Raw genomic sequence first — 23444 nt, 5'->3', positions numbered from 1 at the left:
TGCACCCCACCACTGACAGTCACCCTTGGAAACCGGGTCGCCGCAGGTCACAGCGGTGTGGTCGGCCTGTCACGCGATCGGGTGCCGATGCGTTGCGGCATGCGCCTGCGCGGCGGGGGGCTCTCGTGCGACCGTCGGGGAGACGGTCCGCCGTGAGCAACGGGGCGGCCGCGCCCGTATGGGAGTCAGGTCCGGCCTGTCGGCGCGCTCGTGAGGAGGATGCCTTTGAAGGCGTTCCGTGGTCCCAAGGTGTGGCTGTGGCGCTGGCGGCGCAATCCGCTGCGGCGCCGGGCCGACGTGCTGGAGGCCTGGGTGGTGCTGGCCGCCTGGCTGCTGACCGTCCTGGCGGGGGTGTCGGCCGGCCTTGCCGCGGCCCGGTCGGTGGAGCACGGACTGGCCCGGGAGCGCGCGGACTGGCGGCCCGCCGTGGCCCGCGTGGTGGCCCGGGCTCCCGGAAGGTCCGACTCCGAGGCGGCCGACGGCGAGCGGGTGTGGGCGCGGGTGCACTGGACCGGCGCCGACGGCTCCGTGCACACCGGCCAGGCCCGGGTCGCGCCGGGCAGCGGGGCGGGCAGCCCGGTCACCGTGTGGACCGATCCGCGCGGCCATCTCGTCAGCCGTCCGGCCACCGCCTCCGAGGCCACCTTCCGCGCCGTCCTCATGGGCGGCCTGGTCGGGCTGAGCGCCGCCGCGATCCCGTTCGTCGGCGGACTCGCCCTCCGCGGCCGGCTGGAACGCCGCCGCATGGACGACTGGGACGCGGAATGGGCCCGGTTCGGCCCGCAGTGGGGGCGGATGACGTGGTGAGGCTCCCGACCTGACGCATCCGCCCGCGCCATCTTGCACGGCGCCGGCTCCTGCCGCCCGGGCCGCGCCCGCCGGCGTCCGCCCCGCCGTCCAGGCGACGCCCGCCCGCGCCGTCCGGGCCGCGCCCGCCGCGCGCCAACTCCCGCTGACCGGACCGGCTTCGCCTGGGCCCGCCCCCCGGGCCGTGCCCGCCTGCCGTCCACCCCGCCGTCCAGGCTGCGCCCGCCCGCCCGCGCCGTCCGGGCCGCGCCAGCTCTCGCCGTCAAGGTGGCGCCTGCCCGCGCCGTCCGGGCTGCGTCAGTTCCCGGCGTCCGGGCCGCGCCCGCCCGGAGCCGACTCCCGCCGTCCGGGCCGCGCGTCGCCGTCGCTCCCGCCCGCGCCGCGCCAACTCCTGCCGCCCGGGCCGAGTTCGCCTACACCCGCTCCCGCCGTCCGGGCCGCGTCCGCGCCGCCGACCAAGCCGCGCCCCGCCCGCGCCAAGCCGCGCCGCCCGCGCCGGTACCGCGTACCGGAACGCCCCGGCCAGGCGCCCCGCCCCGCATCCCGCCCACCCGCCGGGCGCCGCCCCCGGCGCCCCGTCCCCGTGCGCCGGGTCGGTTCACGAGAGTCCGGCCAGTACCTCCTCGCAGGCGCTGAGCAGCGCCTCGTCCTCCGGGATCGCACGGCCGCCGTGGCCGCCCGCGCGGGCCGTGTGCCTTCTCGGGGCGACCAGTTCCGCGGTCACCAGGTCCCGCAGCGGTTCGGCCGCCGGGCCCATCGCGGCCAGGCACCGTGCGACCGGGCCCCGGGTGCCGGGGCTCTCCGACCAGGCGGCCCGGAGCACCGGCAGTACCGGGTCCGGATCGCGGCCGACGTGCCACAGCGCGGACGCGGCGACGGTGCGCAGCCCGGCCTGTCCGGACGCCGCCGCCCGGCGGAGCTCCGGCAGGGCGGCGCGGGCCGCCGGGCCCATCCTGGCCAGTTGCCGCGCGGCCAGGCGGCGGCCGCCCGGCTCGCCCTGCCTCAACTCCCGTACCAGCACGGGCAGCACGGCCTGGGCGTCACCGTCCGCCGACCACAGCGCACCCGCCGCGGCGGCCGCGTGCCGGGTGTGCAGCAGCGCGCGCAGGGCCGGTGCCGCGCGGGCGGCGGCGCCGAGCGCGTCCAGTGTCCCGACGGCCTGGCCGGCGACCCTGTCCCGCGCGCCGAGGCCGTCCGGGGCGCCGGACAGCAGCCGCAGCACCTCCGGCACCGCGTCCGTGTCCCCGATGGCCCTCAGCGCCGCCAGCAGCGGCGTGGCCAGGGTGTCCGCGGCCGGCGAGTCCAGGCGGATCCGCCCCAGCCGGTGCCGCAGCGCGGGGGCGAGGGGAGCGGCGGCCGGGCCCAGGTGCGCGATCTCGTCCCCGAGGCCGCCGGGCACGACGGGTCCGGCCAGGATCTGGGCGAGGACGGGGACGGCCCGTGGGTCGCCGCTGCGGGTGAGGGCCTTGAGCGCGCCGCCCACGGTGGGTGTGCCGCGTTCCCAGCGGTGGGTCCACAGGTCGGGCCGGGAGGCCACGAGCGCGTGCAGGTCGTCCGCCGCGGGAGCGGCCAGGCCGAACAGCTCGGACAGCACGGAGACCGCCGCGTCCCGCAACCACTCCTCCTCCGCGCCCAGTTGAGCGCCGACCAGGGCCACCGGGCCGGTGAAGCGGGCCCGCCAGCCGCGGAACAGCGCCGCCGCCATCCACACGGCGTTGCCCCGGTCCACCGGGTCCGGACTGGCCAACTGCCCGGCCAGCAGCGCGGTTCGCTCACCGGTCCGGTCGCCGAGCGCGGTGTGCAGCGTGCGCAGCAGGCGGGCGCCCTCCTCGTCCGAGGGGCGCAGCCGCCGTAATCGCCCGACCAGAGTGTCGTTGGCCGAGCGGTCCGGGACGCGGGCGCGGCGGGCGGACCGCTCCCGCAGCAGCCGGACGGCCGTCGGCACCAGATCGGCGGGGAGCCGGCCCGGGGCGCCGAGCGCGAGCTGGCCGAGCGCGGCGAGACGCAGCCCGGGGTCGTGCGGCGGGGCGCTGAGCGCGGCCAGCAGGTCCACCGCCGCCGCCCGCGCCGGGTACCGGCGCACGAACGCGCCGACGGCCTCGGTGAGGGCCAGGAGCACCCGGCCGTCCCGCTCGACCGGGATCCGCCGCCGCAACAGCCCGATCACGCGCGCCGGGTCGTCGACGAACCGGACGACCGCGCCGGCCGCCGCCCGCCGCACCCCCGGGTCCGGATCCCCGAGCAGGGAGACGAACACCTCGCCGTCCGCCCGTACGGCGCCCCGCGCGCGTGCGTCCCCGCTCTCCGCCCCGATGCTGACCAGCAGTTCCACGATGCAGCCCCGCTCCGGCACCGCCTCGCGGGCCGCGAGCGAGAACAGGAAGGGAACGCAGGCGAGCGTCGAGTCGTACACGTTCCCCTCGTGGTGCACCGTGCCGAACATGCCGTCCAGCGCGGTCTGCCGCTCGGCGGCGTCCGCGGACGCCAGGCCCCGCAGCCATCCGGGCACGTCCCGCGCGCTGCCGCACGCGTGCCGCAGCGACGCCCAGTCGACCTCGTCGATCCCCGAGAACACGATCCCCTCCCCAGACGAGTGGCACCCGGTCGCGAGTGTGCACCACAGCACTGACAACGTAGTGCGAGCATGCGCTGACTGTGTGCGATCCGTCGGCTGTCACCGGCCAACGCGCGGGAGGCCCGGCCCTCGCCCGGGACGGGGTCAGCTCGGCTCGGGCAGGGCCCGCTCCAGGATCGCGTCCAGGCCGGTACCGGCGGGCAGGGTGCCGAAGGAGTGCCCCCAGTCGCCGCCCAGCCGGGTCGCGCAGAAGGCGTCCGCCACCGGGTGCGGGGCGTGCCGGACCAGCAGGGACGCCTGGAGCGCGAGCGCCATCCGCTCGACCAGCCGGCGGGCGCCCGCCTGGCCGGTCTCGGCCAACTGCGCCCGCAGCCCGGCGACGGCCGCGTCGAGCCGGGCGTCCGCCCCGCGCGCGAGGGCGAGTTCGCCGAACAGGGCCTCCGCGGTGTCCGGTTCCCGCCCCAGGGCGCGCAGCACGTCGAGCGCGTTGACGTTGCCGGAGCCCTCCCAGATGGACAGCAGCGGGGCCTCCCGGTAGTGGCGGGGCATGCCGGAGTCCTCGACGTACCCGTTGCCGCCCAGGCACTCGAGGGCCTCCGCGGTGAACGCCGGGCCGCGCTTGGTCACCCAGTACTTGCCCACGGCGGTGGCGATCCGCCGGAAGGCCCGCTCCCCGGCGTCCCCGCGCACCGCCCGGTCCGCGGCGCCGGCCAGCCGCAGCGTGAGCGTGGTCGCCGCCTCCGACTCCAGCGCGAGGTCGGCCAGGACGTTGCGCATCAGCGGCTGGTCGATCAGCCGGGCGCCGAACGCGCTGCGGTGACGCGCGTGATGGCCCGCCTCCACCAGCGTCTTGCGCATCAGGGTCGCCGAGGACATCACACAGTCCAGCCGGGTGCAGTTGACCATCTCGATGATCGTCTTCACGCCCCGGCCCTCCGGCCCGACCAGCCAGGCCACCGTCCGGTCGAACTCCGGCTCGGAGGAGGCGTTGGACCGGTTGCCGAGCTTGTCCTTCAGCCGCTGGATACGGAAGGTGTTCCGGCTGCCGTCCGGCAGTACGCGCGGCACGAGGAAGCACGACAGGCCGCCCGGGGCCTGCGCGAGCACGAGGAACACGTCGCACATGGGCGCCGAGGTGAACCACTTGTGCCCGCGCAGCGTGTAGACGCCCGCCTCGCCGGTGGGCGTGGCCACGGTGGTGTTGGTGCGGACATCGGAGCCGCCCTGCTTCTCGGTCATGCCCATCCCGGCGAGCAGCCCGGGCTTCTCGGTGGGGACGCGCAGTTCGGGGTCGTACTCGCGGCTGGTCAGCAGCGGCTCGTAGACCTTCGCGAGGTCCGGCTGGGCGCGCAGGGCGGGCACGGCGGCGTACGTCATGGAGGTCGGGCAGCCGTGCCCGGCCTCCGTGTGCCCCCACACCAGGCCGCCCGCCGTGCGGGCCACGTGGGCGCCGGTGCGGTCGTCCGCCCAGGGGGCGCCGGCCAGGCCCTCGGCGACCGCCGTCCGCATCAGGTGGTGCCAGCTCGGGTGGAACACGACCTCGTCGACCCGGTGCCCGTAGCGGTCGTGGGTCCGCAGCTCCGGCTCGTGCAGATTGGCCAGCTCGCCCCACTCCTGCGCCTCCGCGCTGCCGGCCTGCCGCCCGAGCCGCCGCAGCCCGTCCTCGGCCCAGCCCGCGCCCTCCCGGCGCAGACCCTCCAGCAGGGCCCGGTCCTCCGAGGCGTCGTACGGCGCGAGCGGTGGGGCCTGGTTGGTGACGTCGTGGGTGGCGTGCTGCGGCTGCGGCTGCGCGGATGTCGAGACCATGCAGCCATGTTGCACTCTTCGTGCGGCTGTAGCAATGATGCAACAGGAACTCTCCGTACAGTGTGTGCCCATGCGCATGAACGTGTCAGCCGAGCCGGGCGGAGCCGCGCTGCGGCCGCTGTCCGCGCGGTCGGTCGTGCTGAGCCTGCTCCTGGGCGCACACCCGCCCGAGCTGCCGGTGAAGGACCTGGTCGGGCTGGTGGAGCCGTTCGGAGTGGGCGGCTCCACGCTGCGGGCCGCACTCAGCCGGATGGTGACGGCGGGCGACCTGCGGCGCACGGACGCCGTCTACCGGCTCAGCGACCGGCTGCTGGCCCGTCAGCGCCGTCAGGACGAGGCGCTGCGCCCCCGCACGCGCGCGTGGCACGGCGACTGGGAGATGCTGGTGATCACGGCGACGGGCCGCGGCCCCGCCGAACGAGCGGATCTGCGCACCCGCCTCACCGCCCTGCGCCTGGCCGAGCTGCGTGAGGGAGTGTGGCTGCGCCCGGCCAACCTCGGCCGCCCGCTGCCCGCCGAGCTCGCGCGCGTGACGCTGTTCTGCGCCGCGCGCCCCGACGGGGACCCGCACGAGCTCGCCGCCGGTCTGTGGCCCCTGGGCGAGTGGGCGGCCACCGCGCGCACCCTGCTCGCCCACACGGCCGCGGCCCGCCGGCCCGCCGAGCGCCTGACCGCCTTCGCGGCGTCCGTGCGCCACCTGCTCACCGACCCCGTGCTGCCGGCCGGGCTGCTGCCCGCCGGCTGGCCGGGGGAGGCCCTGCGCACGGCCTACGCGGACTACCAGGAGGAGCTGTCCGCCTCGCTGGGCCCGCGGGGCCGCGTCCGGTAACCGCGCCCCCGCGCGCGTGGTGCCGCCGCCCCGGCGGGACGGCGGCACCGGTGCCCTGCGGGCGATCACTTGTAGGTGATGTCCGAGGACGCGTACTTGCAGTAGGTGCCGTCGGCGCCCGAGCCGTTCGTCGACGGCTCCTTGCCGGTGTTGTTGCCGATGTACTTCTGGCACGGGATGATCTTCTTGCTGCTGTCGCCGACGATCGTGATGTTCTTCAGGGTCGCGCTGTCGCCGTAGTTGGTGTTGATGCCGACGAGCTTGCTGCCCTTGTACGTCGCCTCGATGGAGTTGAGGTTGATCGTGCGCTTGTACTGCGTCTTGCAGTTGCCGCACGAGCGGGCGAAGGTGCCGAAGTTCCGCACGGCGAAGTTCGAGACGTTCAGCGTCCCGGCGCCGTTGAACTGGAACACCTTGTCGCTGGCCTCTTTCGCCCCGCCGCCGCTGACCGTGTAGACGTTGGAGGACGAGGAGCCGAGGAACGTGGCCGCGTCCTCGCCGACGTCCTCCCACCACACGTTCTGCAGGGTGCAGCTGCCCAGGCAGTGGATGCCGTCCGCGGCCGGGGAGCCGATGATGACGTTCTTGACCACCGCCCCGGGCGCGAGTTCAAGGATGGGCCCCTGGTCCTCGTCCTGGCTGCCGGTGCCGAGGTCACCGGAGCCGTACAGGCGCTTCATCCCGTAGTCCTTGGTGCCGGAGACCGAGATGGTGGACGTCACCGCCTGGCTGCCGTTGGCCGAGGGCCAGGTCGCGGCGTGCGCCGCGGTCCCGTTAGTCATGATCATGCCAACCGAGACCGCCAGGGCGGCGAGCCCGCCCAGTAGGGCGCGGCCCGATCCCGCGCGCGTGCGTGCCGTTGGGGTCATGTCCCGAATGCCTTCCTCCGAGTGCGGGGTGGTCAGATCTTTCCGGCGCCGGCGCCGGCCGTCACCGAGGCGACGACACCGGACGCGGGCTCGGCGGTGTATCCGTACGGGGGGCTGGTGAAGGTGCCGGTCCGCGAGATCTCGGTCGTGGCTCCGCCGAGGTCGTTGCCGCGCAGGTTGGCGTAGCCGTCCACGTCGCTGTCGCGGCTGGTGGTGACGGCGACCTGGGTGCTGCGGAAGACGTTGTTCTCGACCAGCATCTGGGCGCCCATCCGCGAGTGCACGGCCGTCTCGGCGCCGACGACGTAGTTGTCGTAGAAGTGCCCGGTGCCGAACCGCAGGCTGGGGATGCGGGAGTTGACGTTGTCGAACCAGTTGTGGTGGTACGTCACCCGCAGGTGCCCGGTGTCCTCGCCGGCGTTGCTGTCGCTGTGGCCGACGAGCGAGCCCTTGTAGTGGTCCTTGAAGGTGTTCCAGGAGACGGTCACGTAGTCGGATCCGTGGGTGATGTCGACCAGGCCGTCGTAGTAGTCCTTGCCGTGGTCGCGGTCCGAGGACAGGGTGTTGTGGTCGACCCACACCCTCGTCGAGGCCTGCACGGTGATCGCGTCGGTCTTGACGGCCTTGCTGAGGTTGAGGTTGCGCACGACCACGTTGGTGACCTTCTTCAGACGCAGTCCGCCGCCGGTGAAACCGGAGGACGAACCGACGCCGAGGACCGTGGTGTTGGAGCCGATGTCGATCTGACCGCTCAGTGAGATCAGGCCGTTCACCTTCACGACCTTCGCCGTGCCGCCGGTCACGGCCGCCTTGAAGGCGTCGGAGGTGGAGACGGTCACCGCCGTGGCGGCGCCGCCGCCCGTGGTGCCGGCGCCGAATCCGACCGGCGAGGTGTCGGCTGCGCCGGCCGGCTGGGGCAGTGCGAGCACGGCCGAGGCCGCGAGGGCCGCGGCTGTCGCCGCCGCTCCGGTGAGGTGTCGCTTTCGCATGCGGGTGCGTCCCTTCGAGTGGGGGTTCGGTCTGTGTACGTGAACGACGTACGCCATGTGGAACGCGCATGGGGATTTCACGGCCTTCTGGCCCCAACTGCTGGGCCAGTAGGTCACGTTGATGAACGGGACCGTAAGGGGTAAGCGCTTTCTGGTCAACGCCTCCCGCAGAGTGGTTTTCGGTCACCTGAAGAGACGTGGGAGCGCTCCCACGATAGGCGTGCCCATGCGCAAGGCATCCGTGGAAGCCGCGTTCTGGGCCCGGCTGCTCCCGTGCCCTCACGTGACCGGGCGGCCGGCTCGATGCCACCGTTGCGCTCACGCGGGCCGGGGCCACCGCCGGCCGGACGCCGCCCGCCCAGAGCTACGCGGTGCGTGCCGCCGTCAGCAGGGCGTCCCAGTCGGCCAGCTTCACCACGCCCCGGCCCAGCCGCGCGCCCAGCTCCGCCTCGGCGCGCTCGATGGCCAGCCAGCCCCTCCACGGCACCGGCTCGATCCCGGCCGCCCGCAGCTCCGGGAGCGGATCGCCCCGCTCGTCGCGCACGAGTGCGGGCGCGTCCGTGAGCAGGGAGGTGACCGTCTCCTTGGCGCACGGCCGGTTGGTGCCGATGACCCCCGTCGGGCCGCGCTTGATCCAGCCGGCGACGTACTCGCCCGGGGACGTGACGCCCTCGCGCAGCACACGGCCCTGCCGGTGCGGCACGGTGCCGCTCGCGGCGTCGAAGGGCAGCCCCTCCAGCGGCACCCCGCGGTAGCCGACCGACCGCAGCACCAACTCGGCCTGCACGGTCTCGAACCGGCCCGTGCCGGTCACGCCGCCGTAGCCGTCCGGCGCGGTCCGCTCGAAGCGCACGGCGCCCACCCGGCCGTCCCGCGCGAGCAGTTCCACCGGCCGCAGGAAGAACCGCAGCCGGATCCGGCGAACCGGGGCGGTGGTCCGGCCGGAGGGGTCCGCGGCCCAGCCGCGCAGCGCCTCCACGTTGCGGCGCTGCGCGGCAGGCAGCGCCGCCGGGTCGGCGCACCCGGGATCCAGCGCCAGCTCCTCCGCGTCCACCGACACCTCGGTGCCGGGCAGGCCGCCCAGCTCTCGCAGCTCCTTGGTGGTGAACCGGGCCTGTGAGGGGCCGCGCCGGCCGACCATGTGGACCTCGGCGACCCCGCTCGCCGCCAGGGCGTCCAGCGCCGCCTGCGGCATGTCCGTCGGGCGCAGCTCGCCCGGGCCCCGCACCAGCATCCGGGTGACGTCCACGGCCACGTTGCCCACCCCGATGACCACCGCCGACCGCACCCCGCGCACGAATCCGGTGTCGGCCGCGTCCGGGTGGGCGCTGTACCAGGACACGAACTCGGTCGCCGACCAGCTGCCGGGCAGCTCCTCGCCGGGGATGCCCAGCCGGCGGTCGGCGGCGGCGCCCACGCAGTACACGACCGCGTCGTACAGCTCCCGCAGCCGCGCCACCGGCAGCCCGCCCGGGCCGCCGACCCGGACTCCGCCGAGGAACCGCACCCGGTCGTGCTCCAGCACCGCGCGCAGACTGCTCTGCAGGGACTTGATCTTCTCGTGGTCCGGGGCGACGCCGTACCGCACCAGGCCGTAGGGGCACGGCAACCGGTCCAGCACGTCCACCCGGACCTCGGGATCGAGCTGGACCAGGTTCTGGGCGGTGTAACACCCGCCAGGCCCGGAACCGACGACGGCGACACGCAGCACGGCGGTACTCCTTGCCCCGAAGGAGAAGAGTGTGCGGACGCCTCCAGCATGGCACCGCCCCGTGCACGGCGGCAGGGGCCGGGAGGGTGACTACTCGGCCCGCTCACCGGTCGCGAAGAACCGCGAGAGATCCTCGCACCGGGCCGCTCCGGCCTCCGTGCCGCTCCCCGGCGGCGTGCCCAGCTCCCAGTCGAGCCGGTACCGCTCGAACAGCTCGGCCCGCAGGGCCGGGACCGGCATCGGCACCCCGGGGACCAGCGCGGCGAACACCGCCCCCATCAGCGTGGCCCGCAGCATCGGGTAGTCGGCCGTCACGTCCGCCGAGCCGTACCGGGCGACCGTGTCGCTCAGCAGCTCCGACAGCCGCCGCTGCTCCGGGCACTGCACGAAACCCTCGGCCTGGAGCAGCCCGGCCATGTGCTGCCGCATGAGCACCGGGCGGTCGTGGGCGAGGCCCAGGATCGCGTCGATGGCCCGGGCGAGCCGCTCACGGCCGTCCTCGGTGTGCGGCTCCCGCTCCAGCGCCTCCTCCAGCGTGCGGTGCATCAGCCGGTGCACGGCCGACTGCACGAGCTGGCGCTTGCCGGGGAAGTAGTAGGAAACCAGTCCGCGCGCCGAACCCGCCCGGTCCGCGATGTCGGACAGCGTGGTGGCGTCGAACCCGCGCTCGTCGACCAGCTCGACCGCGGCCTGCAGCAGCCGCTCCCGGGAACGCCGCCGCAACTCTTCATTGACCGAGGCGCTGCGCGGGGACATCCTGTAACTCCTGCGTTGACTGGCTGCCAGCCAACTATACTCGGACGCAGGGGTTCCGCCGTGTGCGGAGCCTGTTCAGAGCTGCCGTCCGTCTGGGACGACGCGGGGGATCGTCTCAGACGGGCGGCTTTGACATGTTCGGCCGGTTCTGTCGGTTCCGCCGGCTCGGTTGGTTCCAACAGTTTGGCCAGGCTGGCCGGTTCGCCAGATGACGCCTGCCGCCCCGACCGGCGGGCCGGGTCCACGCGGGACGCCCGGACGGCGGCGGGGGTGCGACGCGCCGGTCAGCCGACCAGGCCGAGGACCGGCAGCAGTGCGTCCGGTCGCTGCGCCACCGGCAGATGATCCACGAAGTGCACCCGGCAGCCCAGCGCGGCCGCGCCGCCGTCGGCGGTCCTGTTGTCCCCGACCATCAGCACCTCGCGCGGGTCGGCGCCCAGTTCGGCGCAGGCGGCCGAGAACAGCCGCGGGTCCGGCTTCTGCACGCCGTGCTCGTAGGACAGCACATAGGCGTCGACATAGGCGTCGAGGCCGTGTTCGCGGAAGACCGGGCGCAGGTCCCAGCCGATGTTGCTGACCACGCCCACACCGATCCCTCGCTCGCGCAGTGTGCGCAGCACATCGGCGGCGTCCTGGTACGGCGACCACGCGGCGGGTGACATATGCCGCTCATACAGCGCGTCGTGCAGTTCGGGGCCGGGCAGCGGCACGCGTCGGGACAGCCCGGTGTAGGCGGCCCGATGCTGCTCGGCGCTCTTGTCCCGGACGGCCCACAGCCCGGCCAGTTCCTCCGGCACCTCGACCGGGTCCGCTCCGCCGGGCAGCGCGCCCGCCGCCTCCAACGCGGCCGCGGCGTCCGCGAGTTCCGGGCCGGGAAGGGCGAGGCCGGCTTCCTCCAGCACGGCCCGCAGCCAGGACTCGGTGGACTCGACGCGGAACAGGGTCCCGGAGAAATCGAAGAGCACGGCAGCCATGCGCCGGACTCTACCGGGGGCTCGGACCCGGCCGGCCGCCCCGCGGCCACTCGTACACCGCCACGGCCACCGCCACCACCAGCGCCCCCAGCAGCCATCCGCCCAGCACGTCCGAGGGCCAGTGCACGCCGAGCCACACCCGGGTCAGGCCCACACCGGCCACCGAGACCGCCGCCACGGCCACGGCCGTACGCCACAGGGCACGGCCGGCGCCGCGCCGGTGCAGCAGCCATAGCAGGAGCCCGCAGACGACGGTGGCCGTCATGGCATGACCGGAGGGGAAGGCCGCGTAGCGCGCGTGGTCGACGGGGTCCGGCCAGACCGGCCGGGGCCGGGCGACGGCGGTCTTCAGCCCCTGCTGCAGAAGCGTGGCCAGCGCGACGGTGACCGCCAGCCACAGCGCCGTCCACCAGGCCGCGCGGCGCCACACGAGCCACACCGCCGCGGCCAGGCACACCAGACGCATGGTCAGCGGATCCCAGACCCAGTCCGTGAGGATCCGGAAGGCGTGCGTGACACCGTGGTCGCTCACCGCCCAGCGGTGGGTGGCGATCGAGATGTCGCCGTCGAGGTCGAGCAGCGGACGCCACCGCAGTACGACGAGCGCCGTCAGCAGCGCGCAGCAGGCGGCGAGTACGGCGGCCACACGGACGCCGTCGCGGTGGGGCCGGGTACGGGGCGGGGGCTGGGTCGGCGCGGGGTGCATGCTGCGATCTTCGTGGACGGGACGGCCCGATGGCCACCGTCGCGCCGGGGCGGGCTCTAGCCCAGCGCCCGCAGGCCGGGTACGAAGGTCACCAGGAGGGGGACCACCGGCACCAGGGCGGCCGCCGCGGTCAGGCGCAGCCGGCGCATGGCCGGGAGGCGGTCCGGGGGAGTGAGCAGCCGGTGCACGCGCTGCGGCATCTGCGCCTGCGGAGTGGGACAGGGTCCGAACACGCCCCGGTCCTCGTTGAGTCCGACCAGCGCGAGCGCGGTCGTCAGCCGGCCGAAGCGCCGGGAGGCGGTGTCGTCGGCGGCCAGCTCGACCAGCCGGTGCATCTCGTCGCGGAACGCGGCGAAGACAGGCACCTGCGGGAAGCCGTCCGCCAGCGCCGCCGAGCAGTGCAGCAGCCAGTCGTGCCGGGCTTGGGCGTGCCCCTGCTCATGGGCGAGCAGGGCGTCCAGCTGACGGCCCTTCAGCCGGGTGAGAGCGGCCGTGGTGACGACGAGCCGCGGTGCCGCGCCGGGCAGCCACCAGGCGTCGGGCCGCTCGCCCTCCAGCACCACCAGCCGGCCGCCCGCCGGTTCCTCACCGGGCAGCAGCGGCGCGCGCACCAGCAGTCCGGCCCGGCGCGCCCGGCGGCGTGAGCGGGCCCGCAGGACCTGACGCACCAGCATCGCGAGGCTCCACAGTCCGCCGCAGGCCAGGGTCACGGCGGTCGTCGCCGCCCAGGGACCGGCCGCGCCGAGGGCGTACGCGTCCACCACCGCGCGCGGGGCCGTCCCGAACACATGGCCGCGCACCGCCTGCCAGGCCGCGGCCGCGCTGAGCGTCATCGACAGCGCGCAGCACAGCAGCACGGCCGCCACCACGCACTGCCACACCCACAGGGCGACTACCGGCTCCCGGTCCGGCCAGTCGGCCCGGGCGAGCAGCCGGGGGGCGACGACGGCGGTCAGGGCGCCGAGCAGCAGCAGGGCCACGGGGACCATCATGGTCATCACCCTATGAGCGCACCGCCGCTCACGGGTACGGTCCCGGGGACCGAAGTGACGCAGGCAACGCTCGTGCATTCAGCGGTGCGGGGTGGCTCGGGTCCGTGACGTCCCTGCCTCTCCTACGGGCCGGCCGGCCGGGCTCGTCACGTTCCCGGCCCCGCAGGGTGGCTCAGGCCCGTGACGGTCCCCGGCGGCGCGGGGTGGCTCGGGCCCGTGTCCCCCCCCGCCGGGCCGGACGGCCGGGCCCGTAACGCCCCCGGCGGCTCACATCGTCAGCAGCATGGCCACCATGCCGATCCCCATCGACAGCCGGCACGCCCGTGCCAGTTCCGGGCGGTCGCCCCAGCGCACCGCCGCCGGGCCGCCGGCCGGGACGGCCGAGGGCACCAGACGGGCGCCGGTCACCAGCACGTAGCCGGTGAAGTAGAGCAGGAGCAGACCCGTCACCAGCGGCACTCCGGAACCGCCGGCCGTGTGGTGGTGCGAGGCGGGGGAGGCCGCCATGGCGAGGGCCATGTAGATCATCGCCGCCGTCCCCACCAGATGGTGCAGGTGGTGCGGTCCGCCGCGGGCGGCCCATAGAGCGCGCAGCGCCGCGGCCGCAAACACGGCCGCGTACAGGGGCCACGCCCATCTCGGCGGGGTGAACACCGTGGCGGGCACGGCCATCGCGGCCATGCCGAATCCCATCAGCGCCTCCCCGCCGGCGGCGCGGCGCTGCTCCTCGACCCCGCTGCGCATCCGCAGCAGGCAGTAAGCGCCGGTGGCCGCGCACAGCGCGACCAGCAGCCAGGCCGCCGACCCCGGTCCGTGCACGCGGTACCCCCCTGCTCGACGGTCGGTCGAGGGATGCGATGCCCACGGCACGCGGCGCGCACGCAAGCGCAAGGGTGTACGCGGGGAGCGTTCACCGGAGCACAGCAGGTGAGCGAGCGGCGGCCCATATGTTTTACGAGTAAAACACATGCTAAATTGGTAGCCATGAGCAGTGCGACCCGATCCCGTCTTCCCCTCGCCGGTGTGCTCCGCCTCGGGCGGCCCTCCGACATCTGGTTCAAGCCCGCGCTGAGCGTGGTGGTCGCCGCCGCTCCGCCCAACCTGATCCTGCTGGCCCTCGGCCGTCTGGATCTGGCGGTGTACTCGATGGCCGGCTCGCTCTGCGCGCTCTACGGCCACAACCGGCCCTACGCCGCCCGGGCCCGTGTCCTCGCCTGGGTGGTGCTCGGCATGGTGGGCGGTCTCGCCCTCGCCCTGGTCGCGGCCTCGCTCACCAGCAACGCGGTCATCCTGGTCACCGTGGGCGCCCTCATGGCGGCCGTGCAGAAGGCGGTGTGCGACGTCACCCGCATCGGGCCGCCGGGGAACGTGATCCTCGCCTTCATCAGCTCCGCCTCCCTCTTCGTGCCGCAGAGCCTCGGCCAGGTGCCCGGCCACGTCGGCCTCGCCCTGCTCGCCGGCATCTGGGCCTGGCTGGTCGGCATGGCGCCCGGGCTGCTGCGCCCGCACGGCCCCGAGCGCCGGGCCACCGCGCAGGCCCTCACCGCGGCCGCCGCTTACGCCGAGACCGGTGGCACCGGCGAGGGCCACGTCCGGGCCCGTGCCGCCACCGCCGCGGCCGTGCACTCCGCGTGGCAGTCCCTGCTGGCCGGCGGCGCCCGGCCCGACCGCACCCGCCGCGCCCTCGAACGGCTCCTGGTCCGCGCGGAGGTCGCGCTCGCCGCCCCCGCCGACACCGACGCCGGGCGACTGCGCGCCTGGGCCCGCGAACTGCGGGGCACCGGCCGGATCCCGCGCGTGGAGTTCCCGCGCGAGTCGGCCGACGAACTGCTCGGCGTCGACGCCGAACTCGCCGCCCCGCGCCGCCCGCTGCGCCGGCGGCTCGCCCCGCTGGCCCCCATCGCCGCCCGCACCGCGATCGGCTGCGCCCTGGCCGGGTACGCCTCCCTGGCCCTCGGCGTCGGCCGCCCCTACTGGGCGCTTGTCACCGCGGCCTCCCTCTACCAGGCCAACGTCACCCTCACCTGGAACCGCAGCGTCCAGCGCGTCGTCGGCAACCTGCTCGGCGTCCTCGTCTTCGCCGCGGTGGCGCCCGTGGCGCACCTGCACCCGGCGGCCCTGGTGCTGATCTGCCTCGCCTTCAACTTCGGCGCCGAGGCGCTGATCACCCGCAACTACTGGCTCGGCTCCGTCTGCGTCACGCCGATGGCCCTGCTCATCACCGAGTTCGCCCGTACCCAGGACGCCGGACAGCTCATCGGCGAGCGCGTCGCCGACACCGTCGTCGGCGCGCTGGTCGGCTTCGTCGCGGCCGTCGCCGTCACCAACCGGCGCGCGGGGGACCGCCTCGCACAGGCACTGACCGGCGCTGAGCGGGCCCGCGAGAACGCCGCGCGGCTGCTCGCCGAGCCCCATCCGGCGCCGCGCGCCCTGGAGACCGCGCGCCGCGCCCTGGCCGCCGCCCTGGTCGATCTGCGCGCCACGGCGGACGCGGCCTCCGGCGAGTGGTGGCAGCGCGCCCTGCCCGAGGAGCGGGTCGTGCTCGCCGAGCAGTCCGGACACCGTACGCTCGCGGCGACGGTACGACGCCAGGGGCTCGCCCCGCTGGCGCAGGACACGGGCAGTACGACGGAGGACGCACGGCCATGACCCCGACGAACGGACGGCCGGCGGCCGCGCACACCCCGGCCGGCGCACCGGCGGGCACCGGGCCCGCGGCGGCGGACGGCCGCCCGGCGAGCGGCCGCGGGGCCGGGCCGGAAGGGCCGGCCGAGGCGGTCGGGACCGCGCCTGCGAGCCGGCCCGCCGCTAGCGGCGAGGGCGACACCGTCGCCTCCGTGGTCCGGCAGTGGCGGGCGGTGCACCCCGAGCTGAACACCGGGCCCATGGAGGTCATCGGCCGGATCAACCGGTGCGCCGCCCTGCTCCAGCAGGCCGAGGACGCCCCGCTGCGCCGGGCGGGACTCAGCCGCGCGGAGTTCGACCTGCTCGGCGCGCTGCGCCGCACCGGCCACGAGCTGACCCCCGGCGAGCTGGCCCGGGAGACCTTCTCCTCCGGAGCCGCCGTCACCAAGCGGCTCAAGCAGCTCACCGAGCGCGGACTGATCGAGCGGCGCGGCGACACCCGTGACCGCCGGGTCGCCCACCTCCGCCTGACCGACGCCGGCCGCGACCTCGTGGACGGCATCCTCCCCGAGCAGCTCGCCTACGAGACCGCCGTGCTCTCCGTCCTCGACCCCGGGGGCCAGGACGACCTGGCCGCGCTCCTGGGCGACCTGCTCAGCCGCCTGGAAGGACGGATGGGCGCGCTGCGCGCCTGAGCGCACGGAATCCAGGTCTCAGCCTCCGTCGCCGGCCCGGGCGCGTGCCGGGGCAGGTCCGCCGCCGCGCAATTCGCTTGCCGCCCCCGGCGGCCGTCGGCCAGGGTGCGGGCATGGACGCCGACGAGACGACAGCGGCGGGGCCTCCGGCGCTCGCAGAGGAGATCGCGGAGTACTACGGCCGGGACGGTGAGGACGGGCGGCTGCGCTCGGGCGCCGGGCGCCTGGAGCTTTGGCGCACCCAGGACGTGCTGCGCCGGCTGCTGCCGCCCGCTCCGGCGCGTGTCCTCGACGTCGGGGGCGGCAGCGGCGTGCACGCGCAGTGGCTCGCCGCCGACGGTCACGCGGTCGAACTGGTCGATCCGGTCGCCCTGCACGTAGCACGGGCGGCCCGGCTGCCCGGGGTGACCGCCCGCCTCGGCGATGCTCGTGCCCTGGACGCGCCCGACGCGTCCGCGGACGTGGTCCTGCTGCTCGGGCCCCTCTACCACCTGCCCGAACGCGCGGACCGGGTCCGGGCCCTCACCGAGGCCCACCGTGTGCTGCGCCCCGGCGGACTGATCGTGGCCGCCACCATCAACCGGTTCGCGGGAGTGCACGACAACCTCGCCACCGGCCTGTACTTCGACCCGGGCCTGCGGCCGCAGATCGAGGCCTCGGCCCGGGACGGCCGAATGCGGCCCGTGGACGGGGAGAGGTCCCTTTTCACCACGGCCTACTTCCACGAGCCCGCGGACGTGCCCGGTGAGTTCGCCGCCGCGGGCCTCACCGCACAGGGGCAGTACGGCGTGGAGGGCGCCGCCTGGCTGATGGGCGGCATCTCCGAACGGCTCGACGACCCCGGGGACCGGGAGCTGGTCCTGGAGGCGCTCCGGCGGACCGAGTCCGTGCCCTCGCTGCTGGGGGTCAGCGGTCACCTGCTCACGGCGGGCCGGAAGGGCTAGGGGCCGGCGTCCAGGAGGCCCGGTCGCCGAAGGGAGGCCCCGCGGCGTCCGGTGTCCGGTGGAGGTCTCTTCCGCGGCCGGGCCTAGACGCCCGGCCGGTGGCGCAGTGGATGGTCTGCGGGGATCTCCACCAGCACGATCGGCGTGCCGTCCGGGTCGGCGATCCACATCTCGACCAGGCCCCACGGCTCCTTCACCGGGGGCCGTACGATCTCGACGCCCTTGGCCAGCAGCTCCTCGTGCGCCGCGGCCAGGTCCGCGACCTGCAGCCACAGCCGCACGTCCGGCGGCGCCGGGGTCTCGGAGCGTCCGGAGACCTCCAGGAAGCCGCCGCCGAGGAAGTACACGGTCCCGCGTTCGGGGCCCGTGCCGAACTCGCGGTAGACGGCCAGGCCCAGCCGCTCCCCGTAGAAGGCGCGGGAGCGCTCGGGGTCGGAGGGGCGCAGGAGTGTCCGGCTGCTGAGTACATGCACCATGCGTCCGGAGCTTAGTGGCAGGGTTACCCTCGTCCTGTTTCAGCAGCGCCCGAGATCGGAGACCGTCCCATGGAGACCGCCGCCACCGAACTGACGTTCCGCGACGCCGGTGACGCCGACGTCGACGCGCTGGTCGCGCTGATCGAGTCGGCGTACCGGGGCGACGCCAGCCGGGCCGGGTGGACCACCGAGGCGGACATCCTCCAGGGGCAGCGGACCGACCCCGAGGGCGTGCTGGAGGTCGTCAAGGACCCCGGCAGCCGGCTGCTGACCGTGGAACAGGACGGCCGGATCGTCGCCTGCTGCCAGCTGGAGCACCGCGGCGACGCCGCCTACTTCGGCATGTTCGCGGTCAGCCCCGCCCTCCAGGGTGCGGGCCTCGGCAAGGCCGTCATCGCCGAGGCGGAGCGCCGGGCGCGGGCCACCTGGGGCGTCACCGAGATGCACATGACGGTGATCTCGGTCCGCGAGGACCTCATCGCCTGGTACGAGCGCCGCGGCTACCGCCGTACGGGACGCATGACCCCGTTCCCGTACGGCGACGAGCGTTTCGGCATCCCGCAGCGCGACGACCTGCAGTTCGAGCTGCTCGTCAAGCCGCTGGTGTGAGAACCGCGCGGGGGAGGGCGCGCCGGTTCACGCGGTGAAGCGGCCGGTGCGCTTGATCTCGGGATAGTCCGTGGTCGCCCCGTCCAGCCCGAGCGCCCGGACGAGTCGCAGGTGGTCCTGGGTGTTGACCACCCAGCCGATGATCCTCAGATCGGCCGCCCGCGCCTGCTCGACGATCTCCAGGGTCAGCCGCCGGATGTTGAGGCACACGGTCGCGGCCCCCACCGCCGTGGCGCGCTCCACCACGTCGGTGCCGTAGCGGCTCGCGATGAGCGCGGTCCGCACGCCCGGCACCAGCCGGGCGATCTCGGCGACGGCCTCGTCGTGGAACGAGGACACCTCCACCCGCGAGACCAGGTCCCGCCGGCGCATCACCTCCGCCAGCGCCCGGGCCGCCGCCACGTCCTTGATCTCCGCCTGCAGCGGCGACCGCACCGCGTCCAGGACCTCCTCGAAGACCGGCACGCGCTCCCCGCGGCCCGCGTCCAGGGCGCGCAGCTCCGCGAGGGTCTTCTCGGCGATGGGCCCCGTGCCGTCGGTCGTGCGGTCCACCTCCGTGTCGTGCATGACGACCAGCGCGCCGTCCTTGCTCAGGTGCAGATCGAGTTCGATCAGGTCGAGGCCGGCCTGCTGCGCGGCGACGAAGGAACGGAGGGTGTTCTCGGGCTCCACGCCCATGACCCCGCGGTGACCGATGGTAAGGAAGTTCAAGGTTCAACTCGCTTCCGTCGACGGCGGCTCGGCGCGCCCGTGGACCCGAAGGGGCCTCGCTGTCCACACGGCAGAGTCGCAGCCTAACGGCCGGGTCCCGCGATGAACCCGCACCTGCGCGGGGGATCGGAGCGCGCGGCGTGCGGCGACTGGCTCGTATCCGTCCCTGTCGTCACCCTGGCGTGGGCGCGTCCCCCGGGAGTTGACCGTCCGGAACCGAGCGGTGTCGCGGGCTCGCCGCGGCGTGACGGTTGTCGGTGAAAGTGACCGCCGTCACGGTTTGGGGCAGGAAAAACAGCGGTGACCATGAGGTCGCGCAGAACAATTTCCCGAGGTGGCTCTTGCTGGGAGAAACGGGGTATGCATACGGTGTCCATACGCGAGGTTCTCCCGTGGAGGATGGGATATGACGGAAATTCTTGTGCAGGCGGCTACGGAGGAGCAGGTTCCTTCGCTGACCAGGGTGGTTGAGCACCCGGCCTGGCCCGTGCTCAAGGATGCCGTGGAGCAGATCCGGCCATGGCAGTCCAAGGACGGATCGATCGACTTCGAGGCCGAGGGCGCCCCGGAGCGTGCCGACGCCGAGGCCGCCGTGCGCCGTGTCGTCGAGTCGGTCGAGCGGCTCTCCCCGCTGCTCCCGCACGACGCCTCCTACCACGAGGCGCTCACGGCCGACCTGCGCCGCTGGGCGCAGGAGGGCTTCCCGGTACCGGACTTCCTGGACTCCCTGCTGGCGTTCCAGCCCGCGGCCGGCCGGGCCGACGGCCTGCAGCACCTGGTCGTCTTCCCGATGTACACCCAGAACGGCAACCCCGACCGCAACCTCGAGGCGGTCGTGCTGCGTATGGTCTGGCCCGAGTGGCTGGCCGAGCTGGAGCGCACCCGGTACGACAACCCGCTCTTCTGCGGCATCAAGTTCGAGGACTTCACGGCCGGCTACGACACCAACTCCGCCGTCCTCTTCCCGGAGACCATCGCCGTGCGCGAGGCGCCGGAACGATTCTCCTGGGGCGGCATCTTCTGCGACCGCGAGGCGGCCCGCTTCCGCCGGGTCACCGACGCCGCCGTGGACATACTGGGCCTGGTGCTGCCCGAGGACATCGCCGCGATGGTGCACGACCAGAAGCGCTGCGAAGAGGCCTTCGTGCTCTGGGACATGGTCCACGACCGCACCCACAGCCACGGCGACCTGCCGTTCGACCCGTTCATGATCAAGCAGCGCCAGCCGTTCTGGATGTACGGCCTGGAGGAGCTGCGCTGCGACCTCACCGCCTTCAAGGAGGCCGTGAAGCTCGAGGCGGACGGCGTCCCGCAGGCCCGTGACGTGCAGTACGCGGTGCTCTTCGACCGGATGTTCCGCTTCCCGGTCACCGGCGACCGCAACCGGAACTACGACGGCCTGGGCGGCCAGCTCCTCTTCGCCTATCTGCACAAGCACGACGTCGTCCGCTGGACCGACAACAAGCTCTCCATCGACTGGGAGCGCGCCCCGCAGGTGACCAACCAGCTCTGCGCCGAGATCGAGAAGCTGTACAAGGACGGCATCGACCGCCCCAAGCTGGTGCACTGGTTCGCCGGCTACGAGCTGGTCGCCACCTACCTGGCCCCGCACCCCGGCTCCAAGTGGGCCAAGGGCCCCGACGCCCTGGACCTGACCCTGCCGCCGCGCAAGCTCGTGGACGACGTGCTTCCCGACGAGTTTCCGCTGAGCATGTTCTATGAGGCCCTGTCCAAGAAGCTGAAGAACGTGATCGCATCCACCCGGGGCATCACCGCGGACGGCGCCGAGCGGATCGCCGCGTGAGCGACCGCCTGAACGACACTGCTCAAGAGGGGAAGAACATGGTGGGGAACGGGTCTCTCAGTGGTGCGGTGATCGCGGTGGCCGGCGCGGGCGGCCCCGCCGGGCACGCCGCGATGGTCCGGCTCGCCGAGGCGGGCGCGATCGTCGTCGGCGCCGACAACAATCCCGAGCGCCTCGCGGAGGCCGTGGACGCGGCCCGCTACGCGGGCGGCGGCGCCACGGTCACGGGCGAGACGGTCGACCTGCTCGACCTGAACTCAACCCGCTCCTGGGCGGACCGCACCGAGAAGGAGTTCGGCCGTGTCGACGGTCTGGTCCACCTCGTCGGCGGCTGGCGCGGCAGCGCCACCTTCGCCGAGACCGACCTCGCCGACTGGGACCTGCTGGAGAAGCTGCTGGTCCGCACCGTCCAGCACACCTCCCTGGCCTTCTACGACGTCCTGCAGCGCAGCGACCGCGGCCGCTACCTGCTGATCAGTGCCGCCGGCGCGTCGAAGCCCACCGCCGGCAACGCCGCGTACTCCGCCGCCAAGGCCGCGGCGGAGGCCTGGACGCTCGCCATGGCCGACGGCTTCCGCAAGGCGGGGGGCGAGGCCGGGCCGCGCTCGGCGGCTGCCATCCTGGTGGTGAAGGCACTGGTGCACGACGCGATGCGCGCCGAACGCCCCAACGCGAAGTTCGCGGGCTTCACGGACGTCAAGGACCTGGCCGAGGCCATCGAGGGCGTCTGGAGCAAGACCGCCGCCGAAGTGAACGGAAACCGTCTGTGGCTGACCGAGAAGCCGTGAACCCTCCCAGGACCGACGCGCGTCGTCATCACGACCCCGGGGTCCGCGGTTTCGCCAGTGACAACTACGCCGGTGTCCACCCGGAGGTGCTGGCCGCCATCGCCCTGGCCAACGGCGGCCACCAGGTGGCCTACGGCGAGGACGACTACACCGGGAACCTCCAGCGGATCGTCCGCGGCCACTTCGGCCCCACGGCGGAGGCCTTCCCGGTCTTCAACGGCACCGGCGCTAACGTCGTCGCGCTCCAGGCGGTCACCGACCGCTGGGGCGCGGTGATCTGCGCCGAGAGCGCGCACATCAACGTCGACGAGGGCGGCGCCCCCGAGCGGATGGGCGGCCTGAAGCTGCTCACCGTGCCCACGCCCGACGGCAAGCTGACCCCCGAGCTGATCGACCGGCAGGCCTTCGGCTGGGACGACGAGCACCGGGCCATGCCGCAGGTCGTGTCGATCACCCAGAGCACGGAGCTGGGCACGCTCTACACGCCCGCCGAGATCCGCGCGATCTGCGAGCACGCCCACGCGCACGGCATGAAGGTGCACCTGGACGGCTCGCGGATAGCCAACGCGGCGGCGTCCCTCGACGTGCCGATGCGGACCTTCACCAACGCGGCCGGCGTGGACATCCTCTCGCTCGGCGGCACGAAGAACGGCGCCCTGTTCGGCGAGGCGGTCGTGGTCATCAACCAGGACGCGGTCTCGCACATGAAGCACATACGGAAGATGAGCATGCAGCTCGCCTCCAAGATGCGCTTCGTGTCGGTGCAGCTCGAGGCGCTGCTCGCCAAGGACCTGTGGCTGCGCAACGCCCGCCACGCCAACGAGATGGCCCAGCGGCTCGCCGAGGGCGTCCGCGCGGTCCACGGGGTGGAGATCCTCTATCCGGTGCAGGCCAACGGCGTCTTCGCCCGGCTTCCGCACGAGGTGAGCGTGCGCCTGCAGAAGCGGTTCCGGTTCTACTTCTGGGACGAGGCCGCCGGCGACGTGCGCTGGATGTGCTCCTTCGACACCACGGAGGAGGACGTCGACCTCTTCGTGGCGGCGCTCAAGGAGGAGATGGCACGGTAACCCCGGACTTTGCATAGGTATGCGATCACCTGGAAAGTCATTGACTGTCAGGTGGTCGCATACTTATGCTCGGCGGTCATGGAGCTGATCCAGGACACCGCCGACCTGTCCGCCTATCTGGACGCTGACGAGGTCATCGACCATCACCATCCGGTCGTGCGGGCGACGGCCGCCCGGCTCGCCGAGGATGTCGCGGACTCGTATGGCTATGCGCGGGCCGCCTATGAGTTCGTCCGTGACCGCGTCCCGCACTCCGCCGACGCCGGCGATCCGCGCGTCACCTGGCGGGCCTCCGACGTGCTGGCGCTGCGCACGGGCATCTGCCACGCCAAGGCGCACGCCCTGGCGGCGCTGCTGCGTGCCGAGGACATCCCGACGGCGCTGTGCTACCAGCGGCTGACGCACGACGACGGCAGCGGGTACGTCCTGCACGGGCTGGTGGCCGTGCGTTTCCGCGGTGCGTGGCACCGGCAGGACCCGCGCGGCAACAAGCCCGGTGTGGACGCCAGGTTCTCCCTGGACGGCGAGCGGCTGGCCTGGGTGCCGGACCCCGCCTCCGGCGAGGCGGACCACCCGGTCCTGTACGCCGCGCCGCACCCCGCCGTCGTCGGCGCGATGAAGGCCGCCCCGGACCGGCCGCACCTGTGGCGGACGTTGCCGGACGCGTTCTAGACGTTCTGGAACGCCGTGGCCGGCGGCGGACTCCCGCTT

22 protein-coding genes are annotated in these 23444 nt (G+C 74.1%); 10 read left to right on the top strand and 12 right to left on the bottom strand.

The window, feature by feature from the left end; translation table 11 throughout:
• Window positions 1-219: 219 nt before the first annotated feature.
• A complete protein-coding gene (locus tag TNCT1_RS05710) occupies window positions 220-807 on the top strand; it encodes a hypothetical protein (RefSeq protein ID WP_174266162.1) in 588 nt (195 codons plus the stop codon).
• 598 nt (window positions 808-1405) lie between these two features.
• Here the strand turns inward: TNCT1_RS05710 and TNCT1_RS05705 are convergent.
• Window positions 1406-3382, bottom strand: coding sequence for a HEAT repeat domain-containing protein (locus TNCT1_RS05705; protein WP_143628938.1), 1977 nt, complete (start codon window positions 3380-3382; stop codon window positions 1406-1408).
• Between the two features lie 144 nt (window positions 3383-3526).
• Window positions 3527-5188, bottom strand: coding sequence for a DNA alkylation response protein (locus TNCT1_RS05700; protein ID WP_143628935.1), 1662 nt, complete (start codon window positions 5186-5188; stop codon window positions 3527-3529).
• A 70-nt stretch (window positions 5189-5258) separates the two neighbouring features.
• Here TNCT1_RS05700 and TNCT1_RS05695 point away from each other — a divergent pair, with 70 nt between their 5' ends.
• Window positions 5259-6017 carry a PaaX family transcriptional regulator C-terminal domain-containing protein gene (locus TNCT1_RS05695; RefSeq protein ID WP_143628932.1) on the top strand — a complete coding sequence of 253 codons (759 nt, stop codon included), beginning with the start codon at window positions 5259-5261 and terminating at the stop codon, window positions 6015-6017.
• A gap of 65 nt (window positions 6018-6082) precedes the next feature.
• Here the strand turns inward: TNCT1_RS05695 and TNCT1_RS05690 are convergent, their stop codons facing one another.
• The 8 genes from TNCT1_RS05690 to TNCT1_RS05655 all read right to left on the bottom strand — a co-directional run bounded on the left by TNCT1_RS05690 (window position 6083) and on the right by TNCT1_RS05655 (window position 13833).
• A complete protein-coding gene (locus TNCT1_RS05690) occupies window positions 6083-6886 on the bottom strand; it encodes a pectate lyase (protein WP_143628930.1) in 804 nt (267 codons plus the stop codon).
• 32 nt (window positions 6887-6918) lie between these two features.
• Window positions 6919-7875: a polysaccharide lyase family 1 protein gene (locus TNCT1_RS05685; protein WP_143628928.1), complete on the bottom strand. Its 957-nt coding sequence runs from the start codon at window positions 7873-7875 to the stop codon at window positions 6919-6921.
• Between the two features lie 364 nt (window positions 7876-8239).
• Entirely contained in the window at window positions 8240-9586 is a 1347-nt protein-coding gene (locus tag TNCT1_RS05680) for an FAD-dependent oxidoreductase (RefSeq protein ID WP_143628926.1), read from the bottom strand.
• Between the two features lie 90 nt (window positions 9587-9676).
• Window positions 9677-10342, bottom strand: a complete 666-nt coding sequence (locus TNCT1_RS05675) for a TetR/AcrR family transcriptional regulator (RefSeq protein ID WP_143628924.1) — start codon at window positions 10340-10342, stop codon at window positions 9677-9679.
• Between the two features lie 284 nt (window positions 10343-10626).
• Window positions 10627-11316 carry an HAD family hydrolase gene (locus tag TNCT1_RS05670; RefSeq protein WP_143628921.1) on the bottom strand — a complete coding sequence of 230 codons (690 nt, stop codon included), beginning with the start codon at window positions 11314-11316 and terminating at the stop codon, window positions 10627-10629.
• Window positions 11317-11326: 10 nt separating this feature from the next.
• A complete protein-coding gene (locus TNCT1_RS05665; RefSeq protein WP_174266160.1) occupies window positions 11327-12022 on the bottom strand; it encodes a phosphatase PAP2 family protein in 696 nt (231 codons plus the stop codon).
• A gap of 56 nt (window positions 12023-12078) precedes the next feature.
• Window positions 12079-13014 carry a M56 family metallopeptidase gene (locus TNCT1_RS05660; RefSeq protein WP_143628919.1) on the bottom strand — a complete coding sequence of 312 codons (936 nt, stop codon included), beginning with the start codon at window positions 13012-13014 and terminating at the stop codon, window positions 12079-12081.
• A 267-nt stretch (window positions 13015-13281) separates the two neighbouring features.
• A complete protein-coding gene (locus tag TNCT1_RS05655) occupies window positions 13282-13833 on the bottom strand; it encodes a DUF5134 domain-containing protein (protein ID WP_143628916.1) in 552 nt (183 codons plus the stop codon).
• A 165-nt stretch (window positions 13834-13998) separates the two neighbouring features.
• Between TNCT1_RS05655 and TNCT1_RS05650 the strand changes: the two genes are divergently transcribed.
• The 3 genes from TNCT1_RS05650 (at window position 13999) to TNCT1_RS05640 (ending at window position 17278) form a co-directional block, all read left to right on the top strand.
• Entirely contained in the window at window positions 13999-15663 is a 1665-nt protein-coding gene (locus TNCT1_RS05650) for an FUSC family protein (protein WP_143628914.1), read from the top strand.
• Window positions 15660-16334, top strand: coding sequence for a MarR family winged helix-turn-helix transcriptional regulator (locus TNCT1_RS05645; RefSeq protein ID WP_143628912.1), 675 nt, complete (start codon window positions 15660-15662; stop codon window positions 16332-16334). Before TNCT1_RS05650 ends, TNCT1_RS05645 begins: the two co-directional genes overlap by 4 nt.
• Window positions 16335-16447: 113 nt before the next feature.
• Window positions 16448-17278 (top strand): bifunctional 2-polyprenyl-6-hydroxyphenol methylase/3-demethylubiquinol 3-O-methyltransferase UbiG, encoded by an 831-nt coding sequence (locus TNCT1_RS05640; protein ID WP_143628910.1) that lies wholly within the window; start codon window positions 16448-16450, stop codon window positions 17276-17278.
• A gap of 83 nt (window positions 17279-17361) precedes the next feature.
• On the opposite strand, the gene TNCT1_RS05635 is transcribed toward TNCT1_RS05640, so the two are convergent.
• Entirely contained in the window at window positions 17362-17754 is a 393-nt protein-coding gene (locus TNCT1_RS05635; protein ID WP_143628908.1) for a VOC family protein, read from the bottom strand.
• A 69-nt stretch (window positions 17755-17823) separates the two neighbouring features.
• Between TNCT1_RS05635 and TNCT1_RS05630 the strand changes: the two genes are divergently transcribed.
• On the top strand, window positions 17824-18363 hold the full coding sequence (locus TNCT1_RS05630) for a GNAT family N-acetyltransferase (RefSeq protein ID WP_143628906.1): 540 nt from the start codon (window positions 17824-17826) through the stop codon (window positions 18361-18363).
• 27 nt (window positions 18364-18390) lie between these two features.
• Here TNCT1_RS05630 and TNCT1_RS05625 read toward each other — a convergent pair whose 3' ends face one another.
• A complete protein-coding gene (locus TNCT1_RS05625) occupies window positions 18391-19074 on the bottom strand; it encodes a glycerophosphodiester phosphodiesterase family protein (protein ID WP_143628904.1) in 684 nt (227 codons plus the stop codon).
• Between the two features lie 406 nt (window positions 19075-19480).
• Here TNCT1_RS05625 and TNCT1_RS05620 point away from each other — a divergent pair, with 406 nt between their 5' ends.
• From TNCT1_RS05620 to TNCT1_RS05605, 4 genes are all read left to right on the top strand, one after another.
• Window positions 19481-20878 (top strand): DUF6421 family protein, encoded by a 1398-nt coding sequence (locus TNCT1_RS05620; RefSeq protein WP_143628902.1) that lies wholly within the window; start codon window positions 19481-19483, stop codon window positions 20876-20878.
• A gap of 38 nt (window positions 20879-20916) precedes the next feature.
• A complete protein-coding gene (locus TNCT1_RS05615) occupies window positions 20917-21666 on the top strand; it encodes an SDR family oxidoreductase (RefSeq protein WP_143629410.1) in 750 nt (249 codons plus the stop codon).
• Window positions 21663-22733, top strand: coding sequence for a low specificity L-threonine aldolase (locus tag TNCT1_RS05610; protein WP_143628900.1), 1071 nt, complete (start codon window positions 21663-21665; stop codon window positions 22731-22733). The genes TNCT1_RS05615 and TNCT1_RS05610 overlap by 4 nt, the downstream gene beginning before the upstream one ends.
• 78 nt (window positions 22734-22811) lie before the next feature.
• Entirely contained in the window at window positions 22812-23405 is a 594-nt protein-coding gene (locus TNCT1_RS05605) for a transglutaminase domain-containing protein (RefSeq protein WP_143628898.1), read from the top strand.
• Window positions 23406-23444 lie beyond the last annotated feature (39 nt).

The organism is Streptomyces sp. 1-11, assembly GCF_007176755.1.
Classification (GTDB): Bacteria; Actinomycetota; Actinomycetes; order Streptomycetales; family Streptomycetaceae; genus Streptomyces.
The sequence above is the reverse complement of the archived record's forward strand: the minus strand, read 5'-3'. Positions and strand labels throughout refer to the sequence as shown.